Source organism: Citrobacter sp. GW821-FHT02E08 (assembly GCF_059421685.1).
In genome coordinates, this window is record NZ_JBWKVL010000004.1 from 178753 (window position 1) to 195210 (window position 16458).

The 16458-nt window shown below is 55.6% G+C and carries 17 protein-coding genes; 10 read left to right on the forward strand and 7 right to left on the reverse strand.

Features of this window, described 5'->3' with window-relative positions:
- Positions 1 to 39: 39 nt before the first annotated feature.
- The 5 genes from astE to astC are packed head-to-tail and all read right to left on the reverse strand — an operon-like array spanning position 40 to position 6067.
- Positions 40 to 1008 (reverse strand): succinylglutamate desuccinylase, encoded by a 969-nt coding sequence (astE, locus tag AC07UY_RS07385; protein WP_494659854.1) that lies wholly within the window; start codon positions 1006 to 1008, stop codon positions 40 to 42.
- Positions 1001 to 2344 carry an N-succinylarginine dihydrolase gene (gene astB, locus AC07UY_RS07390; protein ID WP_494700971.1) on the reverse strand — a complete coding sequence of 448 codons (1344 nt, stop codon included), beginning with the start codon at positions 2342 to 2344 and terminating at the stop codon, positions 1001 to 1003. Before astB ends, astE begins: the two co-directional genes overlap by 8 nt.
- Positions 2341 to 3819, reverse strand: coding sequence for a succinylglutamate-semialdehyde dehydrogenase (gene astD / locus AC07UY_RS07395; RefSeq protein WP_494700972.1), 1479 nt, complete (start codon positions 3817 to 3819; stop codon positions 2341 to 2343). The genes astB and astD overlap by 4 nt, the downstream gene beginning before the upstream one ends.
- On the reverse strand, positions 3816 to 4850 hold the full coding sequence (astA, locus tag AC07UY_RS07400) for an arginine N-succinyltransferase (RefSeq protein WP_494659857.1): 1035 nt from the start codon (positions 4848 to 4850) through the stop codon (positions 3816 to 3818). The genes astD and astA overlap by 4 nt, the downstream gene beginning before the upstream one ends.
- Complete coding sequence (gene astC / locus AC07UY_RS07405; RefSeq protein WP_494700973.1) at positions 4847 to 6067, reverse strand: succinylornithine/acetylornithine transaminase; 1221 nt, start codon at positions 6065 to 6067, stop codon at positions 4847 to 4849. The genes astA and astC overlap by 4 nt, the downstream gene beginning before the upstream one ends.
- A gap of 445 nt (positions 6068 to 6512) precedes the next feature.
- Here astC and xthA point away from each other — a divergent pair, with 445 nt between their 5' ends.
- From xthA to AC07UY_RS07450, 9 genes are all read left to right on the forward strand, one after another.
- Positions 6513 to 7319 carry an exodeoxyribonuclease III gene (xthA, locus tag AC07UY_RS07410; RefSeq protein ID WP_203358028.1) on the forward strand — a complete coding sequence of 269 codons (807 nt, stop codon included), beginning with the start codon at positions 6513 to 6515 and terminating at the stop codon, positions 7317 to 7319.
- Between the two features lie 173 nt (positions 7320 to 7492).
- The gene (locus AC07UY_RS07415; protein WP_494659859.1) at positions 7493 to 8215 is read left to right on the forward strand and encodes a TVP38/TMEM64 family protein; all 723 of its coding nucleotides are present in this window, start codon (positions 7493 to 7495) and stop codon (positions 8213 to 8215) included.
- Between the two features lie 4 nt (positions 8216 to 8219).
- Entirely contained in the window at positions 8220 to 8903 is a 684-nt protein-coding gene (locus AC07UY_RS07420; RefSeq protein WP_494659860.1) for a YdjY domain-containing protein, read from the forward strand.
- A gap of 15 nt (positions 8904 to 8918) precedes the next feature.
- The gene (locus tag AC07UY_RS07425) at positions 8919 to 9626 is read left to right on the forward strand and encodes a TVP38/TMEM64 family protein (RefSeq protein ID WP_494659861.1); all 708 of its coding nucleotides are present in this window, start codon (positions 8919 to 8921) and stop codon (positions 9624 to 9626) included.
- Positions 9626 to 10189, forward strand: a complete 564-nt coding sequence (locus tag AC07UY_RS07430; protein WP_494659862.1) for a carboxymuconolactone decarboxylase family protein — start codon at positions 9626 to 9628, stop codon at positions 10187 to 10189. The genes AC07UY_RS07425 and AC07UY_RS07430 overlap by 1 nt, the downstream gene beginning before the upstream one ends.
- 15 nt (positions 10190 to 10204) lie before the next feature.
- Complete coding sequence (locus AC07UY_RS07435) at positions 10205 to 11371, forward strand: ABC transporter substrate-binding protein (protein WP_494659863.1); 1167 nt, start codon at positions 10205 to 10207, stop codon at positions 11369 to 11371.
- Positions 11344 to 12879: an ABC transporter permease family protein gene (locus AC07UY_RS07440; RefSeq protein ID WP_494700974.1), complete on the forward strand. Its 1536-nt coding sequence runs from the start codon at positions 11344 to 11346 to the stop codon at positions 12877 to 12879. Before AC07UY_RS07435 ends, AC07UY_RS07440 begins: the two co-directional genes overlap by 28 nt.
- A complete protein-coding gene (locus tag AC07UY_RS07445; protein ID WP_494700975.1) occupies positions 12879 to 13511 on the forward strand; it encodes an ATP-binding cassette domain-containing protein in 633 nt (210 codons plus the stop codon). Before AC07UY_RS07440 ends, AC07UY_RS07445 begins: the two co-directional genes overlap by 1 nt.
- 87 nt (positions 13512 to 13598) lie before the next feature.
- Positions 13599 to 14906, forward strand: a complete 1308-nt coding sequence (locus tag AC07UY_RS07450; RefSeq protein WP_494700976.1) for a rhodanese-like domain-containing protein — start codon at positions 13599 to 13601, stop codon at positions 14904 to 14906.
- Between the two features lie 67 nt (positions 14907 to 14973).
- On the opposite strand, the gene AC07UY_RS07455 is transcribed toward AC07UY_RS07450, so the two are convergent.
- Complete coding sequence (locus tag AC07UY_RS07455) at positions 14974 to 15597, reverse strand: CDP-alcohol phosphatidyltransferase family protein (RefSeq protein WP_494700977.1); 624 nt, start codon at positions 15595 to 15597, stop codon at positions 14974 to 14976.
- 87 nt (positions 15598 to 15684) lie between these two features.
- Between AC07UY_RS07455 and AC07UY_RS07460 the strand changes: the two genes are divergently transcribed.
- Complete coding sequence (locus tag AC07UY_RS07460) at positions 15685 to 16098, forward strand: pyrimidine (deoxy)nucleoside triphosphate diphosphatase (RefSeq protein WP_494700978.1); 414 nt, start codon at positions 15685 to 15687, stop codon at positions 16096 to 16098.
- Here AC07UY_RS07460 and AC07UY_RS07465 read toward each other — a convergent pair.
- Positions 16058 to 16336, reverse strand: a complete 279-nt coding sequence (locus tag AC07UY_RS07465; RefSeq protein WP_192612007.1) for a YnjH family protein — start codon at positions 16334 to 16336, stop codon at positions 16058 to 16060. The genes AC07UY_RS07460 and AC07UY_RS07465 overlap by 41 nt on opposite strands.
- Positions 16337 to 16458: the final 122 nt, after the last annotated feature.

A 16458-nucleotide genomic window follows, 5' to 3' on the forward strand; every position in this document is an offset into this window, starting at 1 on the left:
GTATAATTCCCTCAGGCGAACACCCGAGGGTAAATATCGCTAACGCAGTTTTTCCAGCATTAATCCGGCGCGTAAACCAAATGCCACATTGGGATTGGGAAAGAGAACATATTCAATATCATGGGTGGCGATCACCCGATCTTCGCCATCCTGTGCCAGTAACGTCCCTTCTTTAAAGGGCGTAAAGTTCAGCGTCTGGTTATCCATATGCAGAACAAAAGCGTCGCTGCGACGGGTAATTTGCGACACCACGCGATAGCGTACTGGAGACAAATCCCCTGCGATAGCGAGATTGCCGGCAAGCAACGACGCTAACGCATGTGCGGTGGGCGCAAACAACGTGAGATCATTGTGGCCAAACGGCAGCGCCTTACCGAGTTCCAGCGTGCAGGACAGCGCGCCAAAATGCTCACAACTAAAATGCGTAAACGTGCCTCCCGGAGCCTGATGGAACACCAACGCCTCCAGACCCGCCGCGCCAAGCCAGCTAAGAAATGTCTCCTCCCAGGGAATCGGACGCTGAGGCAATACGCCAAACCGGACGTGATACGAGCCGCGAATCGCGGTATGCAGATCGAGATGCCAGCGTAACCGTTCACTGCCACCCGCGAAAAAATTCTCCAGACACTGCTCCAGCTCGCGGGTACGCTCCGTTTCTTCACTCTCCGCAAACACCTGCCATCGCCCGCCAAACATCCGGTTCATGTCGCTGTGGCAATACCGTTTCCCTGTCGAGAGCGCCAGCGGATTCCCCAGCACGACCAGCAGTCGCCAACGCAGCGTCTGTCGCCCCTGAATGAGCGCTGAAAGCAGCGCATCCAGCATCTCCACCGGCGCCGTTTCGTTGCCATGAATCCCCGCAGAAAGCACCAGCGCGCGATCCACAGGCGTTTCTGGCGTGAGCTCCAGCAATCCGTGACCTAACCACCGCCAGCGAAAACCGGGGGCTTCCCCCTCCCGGATATCCGGCGGTTTTCCCGCCAGCGTCAGCGCAAGAAAGTTATCCATTATTTGCCCCTGATTGCTGGAAGGGGTAGACCGACCCCAGGTTAAGCAACTGTGTCAGCGCATCCAGCGCTTCCCGACCTTCACGCAGCAACTGCGGATCGGCGAGATCTGCGGCGGTCAGGCGGTCGCGATAGTAGCGATCCACCCACTGATTCAGCACCGTAAAGAGCGTATCGTTCATCATCACCGACGGATTCACCGCCCGTTGTTCCTCTGGCGTTAATACCACGCGCAAACGTAAACAGGCTGGCCCCCCGCCATTCGACATACTTTCACGTAAATCAAAGACTCGGAGATCGCTTATCGGGTTGTCAGCGTCAAGCAGTCCATTCAGGTAACGCCATACCCCCGCATGGTCACGACATTCCTGCGGTAAAATCAGCATCATGCTGCCGTCTTCACGACTTAACAACTGACTGTTGAACAGATAGGTGGCAACCGCATCCTGTACCGTGACGTCAGACGACGCGACCTCTATCGGCGTAAAGTCGGGCACGCATGAGCGCAGCCGGTTCATTAGCTCGTCCTGGTTCACGAACGCCTGCTGATGGCAAAACAGCACCTGCCGGTTAGACACCGCAATCACATCGTTATGGAAAACGCCAAGGTCGATCACGTCCGGATTCTGTTGGGCGAAAATAGCCTGGCGGGGATTCACCTGATTCAGTCGCGCCACGGCGTCGCTGGCCTCACGCGTTTGTCGTGCCGGATAGCGAGTCGGCCGTAAAGTGTTCCCCCCTTCACAGCCATAAACAAACAGTTGCACGCCAGGCTCGCCGTAATCGCCCCCCAGTCGGTTATGGTTTGCAGCCCCTTCATCGCCCAGCAGCGCGACCTGTGGCAGCGCGTTGTGAACGGAAAAAAACTGCTCATCACGGAATATTGCCCGTAATAATGGCTCGGTGGTCGATGCTTCCAGAGAACGATGGAATTTGTTGTTCAGATTGGCGACGGTGAAGTGCACTTTGCCATCCAGCGCATCTGCCGAAGGGCATACTGTCGCCGCATTCGCCACCCACATCGGTGAAGCCGAACTGGCGCTGGAGAGCCATTGCGGCGCCTGGCGCGCCACTTTTTCAAGCACCTGCTCGTCACTGCCGGTAAAACCCAACTGACGGAGTACGGGAAGATACGGACGCTCATGCGGCGGGATCACCGCCTGCACAAATCCGGCGTCCGCCAGCGCCTTCATCTTTAAGAGCCCCTGCTTCGCCGCCAGCCGCGGGTTCGACACCTGAAAACGATGACGGGTCGACGCCTCATTGCCGAATGACAATCCGGCATAATGGTGCGTCAGACCGACCAGCCCATCGAAATTGACTTCATGCGCTTTCATACCGGCTCCTCATGAGAAAAATCGAGTCCGGGGCTGAGCGACGTGGGTAAGGTTAATGCCGGTGATTCAAGACTCGCCATCGGCCACGCACAATAATCTGCTGCATACCAGGCGCTCGCCCGGTGGTTGCCCGATGCGCCAACACCGCCAAACGGTGCCGTACTGGCGGCCCCGGTCAGCGGCTTATTCCAGTTGACGATCCCGGCCCGCGCCTCAAGCAACAGTTGCTCAAACTGTTCACGGTCCGGCGAGACCAGACCGCACGACAATCCAAAGCGGGTGTTATTCGCCAGCCGAATCGCCTCGTCAAAATCGTCATAACGCCAGACCCCAAGCAGCGGGCCAAACACCTCTTCATCCGGCACGTTCGCCACGCCGGTCATTTCGATAATGCCAGGTGAGAGCAACGATGCCCCCTCTTTCAGCACGCGCGGTGCCAGCAGCGTCTTCCCGCCCAGCGATTCAAGTTTTTGCCACGCGTCATACACGTGACGCGCCGCCTGGCCTGAGATCAATCCTCCCATAAAGGGCTGGGGTTCGTCGTCCCATCCCCCTGGCGTCAGCCGTTGGCTGACCTCCACCAGACGCGCCAGGAACGCATCGCCCAACTCCCCTTTTTTCACCAACAGGCGACGCGCGCAGGTACAACGCTGCCCGGCAGTGACAAAAGCCGACTGAATGGTCAGATGCACTGCCGCGTCAATATCCAAAGGTTCTTCAACGATCAGCGGATTGTTGCCGCCCATTTCCAGCGCGAGGATTTTTTCCGGCTGGCCGGAGAGTTGGCGGTGCAGTTGATAACCGGTGTTCGCGCTACCGGTGAAAAGCAGTCCATCAATGTCGTCCAGCGCGCTCAGCGCCTGCCCGGTTTCGCGCCCACCCTGCAGCATATTCAGCACGCCTGGCGGCAAACCGGCCTGCTCCCACAGGCGCATGACGGCTTCGCCCGTCCACGGCGTTAACTCGCTGGGTTTAAAAATCAGCGTATTCCCCGCCAGCAGCGCCGGAACGATGTGACCGTTCGGCAAATGTCCGGGAAAGTTGTACGGGCCAAACACCGCCAGAACGCCATGCGGACGATGGCGCAACGTCGCCGCGCCATCCGGCAGTTCACTGTGCTGTTCTCCGGTGCGGGTGTGGTAGGCCTTCACTGAAATGGCAATTTTATTGATCATTGCCGTCACTTCCGTCACCGCCTCCCAGCGGGGCTTACCGGTTTCGCGGGCAATAATGGTCGTGAGCTCCGCTTTATTGCTCTCCAGTAACGCGGCAAATTTCTCCACCACCGCCTGTCGCTCATTGAACGCGCGTTTCGCCCAGCCGGGGAACGCCGCCCGCGCCGCGCGGTTCGCCTGTAAAACCTGCGTCGCATCGGCATCATTACCCTGCCAGAGGACATCTCCGGTCACCGGGTTGGTTTTAATGCGATGTTCTCCCTGACCGGTTATCCAGTCGCCGTTAATCCATAGCGTCATACCGTTTTCTCCTCAGCGCACAGGCGCACCAGACGAACCTTATCTCCCGCGTGGCATTTCAGCGCATCTAATTGCGCTGCAGTCAGCACCAGACGCTGTGTGTCAGGGTCGGTACGTATCAAGGTGGCGCGAAAATGGTGGTAGTTTTCATTGGCGACCAGGCAGGCAGGAAACTCACCCTGCGCAGGCTGTCCTTCAACAACCTCCACCAGTCGGCTTTTGCGGATCGCGCGCACGCGATCGATATCGCATTCCAGCGTCGGGCCACCGTCAAAAATATCGATATAGTTCCGGTAGCGGAAACCTTCTTTCTCGAGCACCGCGCGAGCGGGCGCGGTCTGCGGATGCACCTCGCCGATCACCGCCTGCGCCTCGTCCGAAAGAAAGTGCGTATAAATAGGATGCTTGGGCATCAGTTCGGCAATAAACGCTTTCTGCCCCGTACCGCACAGAAAATCGGCCCGGCTAAACTCCATCGAAAAAAAGCGTTTCCCAAGGCTTTGCCAGAACGGGGAATAACCGTGCTCGTCGATCACGCCGCGCATTTCAGCGACCACTTTCTCGTTGAACTTGTCGCGAAATGCCGCCATGAACATAAATCGCGATTTCGAGAGCAGATACCCATTCCCCTCTTTGCGCCACTCCGGGTCAAGAAACAGCGTACACAGTTCGCTGCTACCAGTATGGTCATTGCTGAGGAAAAGCGTCGGCAATGCGTTGTAAACATTCAACTCTTTCGACGCGTGTACCAGCGTCCCGACCCGGTAGTTATACCAGGGGTCATTCAGCCCCACCGCCACTTCAATGGCGCAAATGCCCGCCACCGCGCCGGTTTCACTCTCTTCCAGCACAAACACGTAGCCCTGCTCGCTTTTTGGCAATTCACCCTGCCAGGTCTTTATCGCGCGATCGATTCGCGCAATCAGCGTTTCTTCATTCGCCGGTAACGAGGTCAGCCCGCCGCCGGTTTTCGCGGCAAGCTTCATCAGCGCGGTAATGTCCGCTTGTTCGACGGGACGGATCACCATCATGATGAACCCCCTGCTTTAATGCGTTCGCAGGCCAGGGAGAAGCGATCCAACCCGGTAGAGACTTCTTCTGCGCTGACGTTTAGCGCAGGGGCGAAACGCACCACGTTGCCACCTGCAATCAGCACCATGACACCGGCTTGTGCCGCTTCCTGGGAGATCAGTTTAGCTTTCCCGGCATATTCGGCCGTCAGCACACAACCGATCAGCAACCCCAACCCCCGGATTTCACTGAACAACCCAAAACGGGCGTTGATGGCATTCAGTCGTTCAACGAACCAGTCGTGACGCTGTTTGACGCCATTGAGCATCTCCGGAGTATTGACGATTTCCAGTAATTTTCCGGCCACCGCCGACGCCAGCGGATTACCGCCGTAGGTGGTGCCGTGGGTACCCACCGTCATCACGCTGGCACACCGTTTTGTGGTCAACAGCGCACCGATGGGAAAACCACCGCCCAGCGCTTTCGCGGTGGTCAGCAGATCCGGCGTCACGCCGTAATGCATATAGGCATAGAGTTCGCCCGTACGGCCCACACCGGTTTGCACTTCATCAAAAATCAGCAATGCATTGTGGCGCTCGCACAGTTCGCGAAGCCCCTGCAAAAATTCTTTTGTCGCAGGCAGCACACCGCCTTCCCCCTGCATCGGCTCGACAATCACGGCGCAGGTGGTGTCGTCGATCAGTTCGCTTGCCGAGTTGAGGTCGTTATACACGGCGTGACGAATATCCGGCGGCAGCGGTGCAAAATCCTGCGAGTAGGCCGGCTGTCCGCCTGCAGTGACAGTGAACAGCGTCCGCCCGTGGAACGCATTCTTGAACGCGACGATCCCACTTTTATGGCTGCCAAAATGGTCATGGGCGTACTTGCGCGCCAGTTTTAACGCCGCTTCGTTCGCTTCAGCCCCTGAGTTACAGAAGAAAACACGTTCGGCAAAGGTGGCATCAATCAACTGTTTTGCCAGTCTCAGCACCGGTTCATTGGTGTAGCCATTCCCGGTATGCCAGAATTTTGCCGCCTGTTCGTTTAATGCCTCACGCAATGCCGGATGCGCATGCCCCAGCGCGTTAACGGCGATCCCCGCCGCGAAGTCGATATACTCTTTACCCTGCTGATCCCACAAGCGCGAGCCCTCCCCACGAACCGGAATAAAAGGTGCGGGTGCGTATACGGGCATCATCCATTCATCAAAGTTTTCACGCGTAACTGACAGAGACATAGCGACCTCTTGGGTAAATTAAAAGTTACTTTTATGTTAATAAATATGAGTGTTTGCGCTGTAAATGTAGATTGCAGAGTTCGTGCCAGCCAGTGCTAAAAATGCATAAACGGGAGATGAGAACGGAAAATCAACCGGTTACGACCCAACGATATTCACTTTGATTGCATAAAAAGTGAATATGTTTGCGTATCCGGTGAGTATGGAGAGGAAAAAACGCAATATTATTCAGTTGCCAAATATAATTCTGGAATTGTGATCGTATACGAAATTTATCGGAAATGACTGCCTCATTCTGACGCAGCGCGCCCTAAAACAGTGCGTTTTTTGCGCCATTGTTAATACCATTCACACTCATCGCCGTAATCTCACGACAAGTGGCAGTCAGTTAGCCTAATTTCTGCTAACATCCTTGCACTATTCACCTTACAAAGTGGCAGCAACTATGAAATTTGTCTCTTTTAATATCAACGGCCTGCGAGCCCGCCCTCATCAACTGGCAGCCATTGTCGAAAAACACCAACCGGATGTTATTGGCTTACAGGAGACAAAAGTTCACGATGACATGTTCCCTCTCGAAGAGGTGGCAAAACTGGGCTACAACGTCTTCTATCATGGGCAAAAGGGCCATTACGGCGTAGCGCTGCTGACCAAAGAGACGCCGATTTCCGTGCGTCGCGGTTTCCCGCAAGACGATGAAGAAGCACAACGCCGGCTCATCATGGCGGAAATCCCCTCTCCACTGGGAAATATCACCGTCATTAACGGCTATTTCCCTCAGGGCGAAAGCCGCGACCACCCGTTGAAATTCCCGGCAAAAGCGCAGTTTTACCAGAACCTGCAAAACTATCTGGAAACAGAGCTAAAACAAGAGAATCCCGTGCTGATCATGGGCGATATGAACATCAGCCCGTCCGATTTGGACATCGGTATTGGTGAAGAGAACCGCAAACGCTGGCTGCGCACCGGTAAGTGTTCCTTCCTGCCGGAAGAGCGCGAATGGATGGCAAGGCTGATGAACTGGGGTCTGGTTGACACCTTCCGCCAGGCAAATCCAGAAACTGTCGACAAATTCTCGTGGTTTGATTACCGCTCGAAAGGTTTTGACGATAACCGTGGCCTGCGCATAGACCTTCTGTTAGCGAGCAATCCGCTGGCAGAACGCTGCGTAGAAACGGGCATTGACTATGAAATCCGCAGCATGGAAAAACCCTCCGATCACGCGCCAATCTGGGCCACCTTTCGCGGATAACGCATACTAACGTCCTGGCGGCTACGTGGCGTAGGACGTTAAATATATTGAGTAAAATCAACAAAATGGCAGTAAGAATTTGTTACTTACTGCCGTTTATTATACTGTCATCCTCGTTTTTGTTTCCCTACCAAACTCTCTATTATCAAGTCTTGATATAGGAAATCGCTGCGATGAAAGCCGAGTGTAAATTACCGATCGCCTGTCTGTTATTTGGCATTGTGGTTTACGCTATTCATTCATTCGGATTCTTTGATTTAGTCGTTAATTTACCCCATCTGCAAGAAATCGTTCGCCAAAGCGGCACGCCTGGTTACATCCTGTATATTCTGTTATTTATTGTTGCCACGCTCTGCCTGATGCCCGGCAGCGTGCTGGTCATTGTTGGCGGTGTGGTATTTGGTCCCCTTTGGGGAACGCTGCTCTCCCTGGTGGCGGCAACCCTGGCCTCCTCATTATCTTTTCTGCTTGCCCGCTGGTTGGGCAGAGATCTGCTGCTGAAATACGTCGGCCACACGCCCGTATTTCAGGCGATTGAGAAAGGTATCATCCGCAGCGGTACTGATTTTTTAATCCTTACGCGTTTGATTCCATTATTTCCCTACAACATTCAAAATTATGCTTACGGCCTGACGGCTATCTCATTCTGGCCTTTTACGTTTATTTCCGCCATCACCACCCTGCCCGGACTGTTGATATATACCCTGATGGCCAGTGAACTCGCCAGCGAAGGGGTTACAACGCTCTTTATTGTGAAACTCTGTCTGGCAGGTCTGTCGTTATTTATTTTAATTCAGCTTGCCAAAATATATGCCCGACATAAACGGGTTGATCTGCATGCTTCCGATACACCGAACAGCCCACCGACCTACTCATCGAATAATACGAAAGGATAGAGCGATGCAACATCACACAACAACATGGAAAAAAGGATTCACGGCACTGTGCCTGTTGGCTGTCGCAGGGCTTAGCGGCTGCGATCAAAAAACCGACGCGGCGGCGACCACACAAAAGACAGAATATGATGGTCTTTCGGAGAGTAAACCGCTGCGCATTGATTCGCAGGCGCACACTGTCACCCTGCTGGTGCAAATTAACGGGCGATTTCTTACCGACGATACCCGCCACGGTATTGTCTATAAAGGCGGCTCCAATGGTCATAAATCCCTGTTTATCGGCTATGCCGATCCCAAAGCATTGTATGACGCGTTGAAACAAGCCGGTGCCACTCCGGGTGATAATATGACGATGGAGAATAAAGAGACCACCCATGTCGCCGGGAGTAAACTGGCTATGTCGGTCAACTGGCAAGGCGCGGCTAAATCATATTCCTTCAATGACGTTATCAATGACAGTAATGGCAAAACTCTGGATATGCGCTTCGGCGGTAATTTGCAGGCAGCACAAGAGATGAAAACCGGTTGCCTGGTGTGTCTGGATAGCTGTCCTGTCGGCATTGTCAGCAACGCCACCTATACCTATGGTGCGGTCGAAAAACGCGGCGAAGTGAAATTTAAAGGTGACGCCTCGATATTACCGCCAGACGGCACGCTGGCTACCGTGACATTCAAAGTCGCTGACTGAGTTAACAGGTAAAGGATGATGGATAATAAAACGCGTATTCTCTGGTACTACCGCTGCGGAATCATCATCCTGTTGGCAGCCACACTGTTAGCATGGGCGCTGCTTCCCGGCGTTCATGCGTTTATTAATCACGGTATTGCGGCCTTTGCCGCCGTGGACCAACAGGGCATTGAACGTTTTATTCAATCGTACGGCGCCCAGGCGGCGGTAGTCTCTTTCATTTTGATGATCTTGCAGGCCATTGCCGCCCCGCTTCCGGCGTTTCTCATCACCTTTGCCAATGCGTCGCTGTTCGGTGCCTTCTGGGGCGGCCTGCTCTCCTGGACAAGCGCAATGGCGGGCGCCGCCCTCTGTTTTTTCATCGCCAGGGTGATGGGCCGTAGTGTTGTTGAGAAATTAACCGGCAAAGCCGTGCTGGATAGCATGGACGGTTTTTTTGCGCGTTACGGCAAACATACTATTCTGATCTGTCGTCTGCTGCCTTTTGTCCCTTTCGATCCGATAAGTTACGCCGCCGGTCTGACGTCGATCCGTTTTCGTCATTTTTTTATCGCAACAGGTCTGGGCCAGCTACCGGCAACCATCGTCTATTCGTGGGCAGGAAGCCTGTTAACCGGTGGCACATTCTGGTTCGTGACCGGACTGTTTATTCTGTTCGCGCTAACGGTGGTTGTCTTTGCTGCCCGAAAATTCTATAGCGAACGTCAAAAGAGGAGTTCCTGATGGGGTTGCCGCCTCTGAACAAAATCCCGTTGATTTTACGTCCCCAGGCGTGGCTGCACCGCCGCCATTACGGTGAAGTACTCAGCCCGATCCGCTGGTGGGGGCGTATTCCCTTTATCTTCTATCTGGTTTCTATGTTTGTGGGTTATCTGGAGCGCAAACGCTCACCGCTTGACCCCGTGTTGCGCGCGTTAGTCAGCGCCCGCATTGCGCAAATGTGCCTGTGCGAATTTTGTGTCGATATCACCAACATGAAAATCGCGGAACGCACAGGCAGTACGGACAAACTGTTGGCCGTCAGCGACTGGCGGCAATGTCCGCTGTTTAGTGAGTCGGAACGTCTGGCGCTCGAGTATGCTGAAGCCGCCACCATGACTCCCCCTACCGTCGATGACGCACTGCGCAGCACGCTGACCGCCCACTTTGACGCACAGGCGCTAACGGAACTGACGGCGCTGATCGGCCTACAAAATTTATCGGCGCGTTTTAACTCGTCAATGGACATTCCCGCGCAGGGACTGTGTCGCCTCCCGGGCGGGCCATCATCAGACGCGAAATCATAAGAATAAGGGGAAAATATGCGCCATTGTGTATGGTTATTGGGGATCCTGTCGCTCTTTTCCCAGACCACGTATGCCCTCGACTGGCAACAGATCAAAGATGAGGCGAAAGGTCAGACCGTCTGGTTCAATGCCTGGGGCGGCGATAATGCCGTCAATCAGTATCTCGACTGGGTGAGCGGCGAAATGAAAACCCATTACGCAATCAACCTCAAAATTGTCCGTCTGGCCGATGCCGCCGATGCCGTTAAACGCATCCAGACGGAGTCTGCCGCCGGGCGTAAAACAGGCGGTTCGGTGGATTTACTGTGGGTGAATGGCGAAAACTTCCGGACGCTGAAAGAGGCCGGATTGCTGCAAACCGGATGGGCGCAAACGCTGCCAAACTGGCGATTCGTGGACACACAACAGCCGGTGAACGAGGACTTCGCTATTCCCACCGAAGGCGCAGAATCACCCTGGGGCGGCGCGCAGCTCACCTTTATTGCCAACAGCGCGACCACGCCCGAACCACCCAAAACCCCGCAGGCGCTGCTGGAGTTTGCCAAAACGCATCCCGGGACCGTGACCTATCCGCGACCACCGGATTTTACCGGCACCGCCTTTCTGGAACAGCTTCTGATTACGCTTACCTCCCAGCCTGATGCTCTGAAAATCGCCCCCGATAACGCCACGTTTGCCGAGGTTACCGCGCCACTCTGGCACTATCTTGATGCACTGCATCCCTGGCTGTGGCGAAAAGGCGCTGATTTTCCGCCATCGCCTGCGCGTCTCGACGCCCTGCTCAACGCCGGTGTGCTGCGCCTTTCCATGACCTTTAATCCTGCCCATGCGCAGCAAAAAATCGCCGGCGGCGAACTCCCCGCTACTGCCTACAGCTTTGGCTTTTCTCAGGGCATGGTAGGCAACGTGCATTTCGTCGCGATCCCGGCGAATGCCCGCGCCAGCGCAGGCGCGAAAGTGGTCGCTAATTTTCTGCTCTCCCCTGAGGCGCAGTTACGCAAAGCCGACCCCGCCTTCTGGGGCGACCCTTCGGTGCTGGATCCGCAAAAGCTCCCGGATGCCCAACGTAACGTTCTGCAGTCGCGAGTCCCGGAAGGATTGCCCGCCGTACTGCCTGAACCCCATGCTGCATGGGTAAACGCGCTGGAACGAGAATGGCTACGCCGCTACGGTACGCGTTAATTTCGCTGCTCTGGTGCACTATAGCGGTGATCTATTCGCCGTTGGTTCCCGCCGCGTTCGCGCTTATCATTCCCGCGCTGTCCGTCAACCACTGGCTGGCGCTGTTTGCCGACCCGCAGCTATCACAGGCACTGCTGGCGACGCTGACCTCGGTGACCATTGCCACAGTTGGCGCTCTGGCGATTGCTCTGACGGTGATTGTCGCCCTCTGGCCAGGTGCGAAGTGGCTGCGTCTGTGCGCACGTCTGCCGTGGCTGCTGGCGATTCCGCACGTGGCCTTTGCCACCAGCGCGCTGCTGTTGTTTGCGGAAGGCGGGTGGCTGTACCAGATATTCCCTTATTTCTCCCCGCTATTGGATCGCTATGGTATCGGGCTTGGCGTGACCCTGGCGGTGAAGGAGAGCGCCTTTATCCTGTGGATCCTGGCGGCACTGCTCAGTGAAAAACACCTTTCCCAACAGGTTATCGTGCTGGATACACTGGGCTACAGTCGCCTGCAGTGTCTGAACTGGCTGCTGCTGCCTTCCGTGGCTCCCGCACTGGGGGCGGTGATGCTGGCGGTTGTCGCCTGGTCCCTCTCGGTTGTTGACGTGGCGATCATTCTCGGGCCAGGCAATCCACCTACGCTGGCGGTGTTAAGCTGGCAATGGTTAAGTCAGGGAGATAGCGAACAACAGATCAAAGGTGCGCTGGCCAGTTTGCTGCTGGTGGGACTGCTCGCCGCGTTTGCGCTGACAGGCTATCTGCTGTGGCGCTGCTGGCAACGCACCCTCCCCGCGCTCAGCGGCGTGCGTCGCCGCCGTTCATCAACGCGAGCGGGTAAAACGCTTTCGGTGATGCTGCCGGTAACGGGCGTGCTGTGCGCCCTGCTGCTGGCGCTTATCGCTCACCCTGCGTCCGTCAACCATGAGGCGTTACTCAACAGTCTGTATCTGGGCCTGGCTGCCAGCGCCATCGGACTCATCATGATTCTTTTATGGCTGGAATGGGGACCCGCACGCGGGCATCGCTGGCTCTGGTTGCCGATCATTCTACCAGCGCTACCGCTGGTGACCGGGCAGTATACCCTCGCGCTGCGACTGGAACTGGACGGTCAGTACGCCACCGTTATCTGGGGGCATCTGCTGTGGGTTATCCCCTGGATGCTGTTTGCGCTACGTCCGGCCTGGCAGCGCATCGACCCACGCCTGATACTGGTGGCGCAAACGCTGGGCTGGACAAAAGGTAAGATATTCTGCTGCGTAAAATGTCCGTTGGTGGTCCGTCCGGTACTGCTGGCCTTTTCGGTAGGATTCTCCGTCAGTATCGCCCAGTATATGCCAGGACTTTGGCTGGGTGCCGGTCGCTATCCTACACTCACCACCGAAGCGGTCGCGCTCAGTAGCGGCGGCAGCAACGCAATCCTGGCGGCTCAGGCGTTATGGCAGCTATTGCTCCCGCTGCTGGTTTTCGCGCTGACCGCGCTCATTTCAAAGTGGATTGGCTATTCACGACAAGGACTCCGCTAATGCTCGCTGTTCGCCATCTCTCACTGCATGTGGGACAAGTGCCACTGCTTAAACAGATGAATTTTGTTGTCGATAAAGGTGACATTGTCACTTTAATGGGACCCTCTGGCTGTGGCAAATCGACCCTACTCTCCTGGATGGTCGGTGCAATGTCTTCGCATTTTCAGGCCAGTGGCGAACTGTGGCTTGATACGCGACGCATCGATGGTTTGCCCACCGCTGAGCGACAAATCGGTATTCTGTTTCAGGATGCCTTGTTGTTCGATCACTTCAGCGTCGGGCAAAATCTGCTGCTGGCAATCCCCGCCAGGTTGAAAGGTTCAGCGCGGCAAGACGCCGTTCAGCAAGCCCTTGAACGTGCCGGGCTGGAGGGGTTTTATCACCGCGATCCGGCCTCGTTGTCCGGCGGTCAGCGGGCGCGTGTTGCCCTGCTACGTGCGCTACTGGCGCAACCGCAGGCGCTATTGCTGGATGAGCCGTTCAGCCGCCTGGATACGGAACTTCGCGAAGCCTTTCGCCAGTGGGTATTTGCTGAAATACGCCAGCAGGGAATTCCCGTGGTGCAGGTCAGCCATGATGTGCAGGATATTCCACCGGGTGGTGTGGTGTTGCAAATGGCTGACTGGGCGTGAATTTGCGCACAAACTGCGTTAACGCAAAGTTTTTGCCTCACGGCAGGCAGAAAATAGCGCCCTCTTATTTCAATGTCGGGCTATTCGATGAAACGTGTTTCTCAAATGACCGCGCTGGCACTGGCTTTAGGGCTCGCTTGCGCTTCTTCGCAGGCTGCTGAAATGTCGCAGGCGCTCACCCTCCACCAGTTGCAACAAAAACAGGGCGCTGCCATTGATACGCGTCAAAGCGCTTTCTACAACGGCTGGCCACAGTCGCTCAACGGCCCCTCAGGGCACGAACCCTCCGCGCTGAATCTCTCCGCGAGCTGGCTCGATAAAATGAACGATGAGCAGCTCACCGCCTGGCTCCAGACGCATCAGTTAAAAACCGATACCCCGGTCGCACTTTACGGTAATGAAACCGACATGCAGGCCGTCAAATCGCGTTTGCAAAAAGCCGGTTTACACCAAATCTCCACCCTCAGCGACGCATTGCAACAGCCTTCCCGCCTGCAGCGACTGCCGCATTTTGAGCAACTGGTCTACCCGCAGTGGTTGCACGATCTTCAGCAAGACAAGTCCGTGACGGCAAAACCGGCCGGTGACTGGAAAGTCCTCGAAGCAGGCTGGGGCGCGCCGAAGTTCTACCTGATGAGCCACATTCCTGGTGCCGGTTACATCGATACCAACGAAGTGGAAAGCGAGCCGCTGTGGAACAAAGTGTCCGATGCTCAGCTTAAAGCGATGCTGGCGAAACATGGCATCCGCCACGATACGACGGTTGTCCTGTATGGTCGCGACGTTTACGCGGCAGCGCGTGTCGCGCAGATCATGCTCTATGCCGGTGTGAAGGATGTTCGCCTGCTTGATGGCGGCTGGCAAAGCTGGTCCGATTCAGGCCTGCCAGTAGAACGCGGCACACCGCCTAAGGTGAAAGCGGAGCCTGATTTTGGCGTGACCATTCCGGCGCAACCGCAGCTGATGCTGAATATGGAACAGGCTCGCGCCCTGCTGCATCGCCAGGATGCTTCGCTGGTCAGCATTCGCTCGTGGCCTGAGTTTATTGGCACCACCAGCGGGTACAATTACATCAAACCGAAAGGCGAGATTGCCGGTGCGCGTTGGGGCCACGCTGGCAGCGACTCTACGCACATGGAAGACTTCCACAATCCGGATGGCACCATGCGTAGCGCAGAGGATATCACCGCCATGTGGAAGCAGTGGAATATCCTGCCGGATCAGCAGGTTTCCTTCTACTGCGGCACCGGCTGGCGCGCTTCAGAAACGTTTATCTATGCCCGCGCGATGGGCTGGAAAAACGTCTCCGTCTATGACGGCGGTTGGTACGAGTGGAGCAGCTTCCCCAAAAATCCGGTCGCCAGCGGCGAGCGTGGTCCGGACAGCAGCAACTAAATCGTGAATGCCTGATGGCGCTACGTTGTGTAGGCCGGATGAGCGTAGCGCCATCCGGCTACACGGCTTATCCGGCACGCTGAAGCGATTTCAGCGTCAGGTAGCCACTGCAAATCCGCGTAAAGGTCGTCATCCAGCACAACACGCCGAATATCCACGCAAACCACGAAAAATAGGCCGGGAATAAGCAACTCAACACAAACAGCAGAATCGTCTCCGTCCCTTCCGTCAACCCACCAAGATAGTAAAACGACTTGTGCGCGTAACCGGGATTATCAATCTGATGTTTCGCCGCCAGCGCGGCAAAGGCCAAAAAGCTGCTGCCCGTCCCGATAAACGCAAACAGCAGCCAGCCACCGGCCAGCGCATTTTGCTCCGGTGCAGCGAGAATAAAGCCAAACGGAACCAGCGCGTAAAAGAGAAAATCGAGCGAGATGTCGAGAAATCCGCCCGCATCCGTCAGCCCCCGACGTCTGGCTAATGCGCCGTCCAGACCATCCAGAAAACGGTTCAACACAATAGCGACCAGCGCGGCCAGATACCAGCCTAATGCCAGAAACGGCAATGCCAGGACACCGATAGCAAATCCAAGCAACGTCAGTCCGTCAGGCGTAATCGCCGGTTTATCCAGGACGCTGGCGCACCGATGCAGGAGGGGTTTAATTCCAGGGTGAAGATAGCGATCAAGCACAAGCGCTCCCGTAAGCGTAAAGGTCTTCAGATTAGGTAAAACTGCGGATATTATGGCATTTTCTCTCGTCAGACAGTGTTGAATATAATGAAATCTCTCGACGTCGTTGCCGCTATCATTGAACGTGATGGCAAAATTTTACTGGCTCAGCGCCCGGAACACGCTGACCAGCCCGGAATGTGGGAATTTGCGGGTGGAAAAGTCGAGTCCGGTGAAAGCCAGCCACAGGCACTGGCGCGCGAACTCAGGGAAGAATTGGGGATCGACGCGGTGGTTGGGCAGTATATCGCCAGCCATCAGCGCGAAGTGTCTGGTCGGTTAATTCATTTGCATGCCTGGCATGTGCCGGACTTTAGCGGTACGTTGCGCGCGCATGAACACCAGCGTCTGCTCTGGTGTTCGCCTGAAGACGCGTTTAATTATCCGCTCGCCCCGGCAGACATTCCGCTATTAGAGGCATTCAGGGTTTTACGCGACGCCAGACCAGCGGATTCGTACTGAGGGTTTTCTCGTCACGTTGACACTGCAACAACACGCCGTCGGCTTTGATGACGGCCCCTTCTGAATAATTTTGGTCCTGGTAGATGCAGCACTGATTGCAGGGCTGCGGGCGCTGTCCGCTGGAGCTAAAGACCTCCGGCGGCACGTTGACGTCGATATCCGGGCGATAACGGTCATTCGCCTGTACAGCAAAAGGCATAAGCGCCACTGCAACAGCGGCCATCAATAAACGGCGCATAGTCATTCCTTTTAAATTGAACTCATCTTCCATTATAACGGTCGTCAATGGCAGAAACTTTAGCCCTCTGACCATCGCTTTTGGTAATGACGCCCGCCTCGTTATTAATTTGCTTAGCGCGA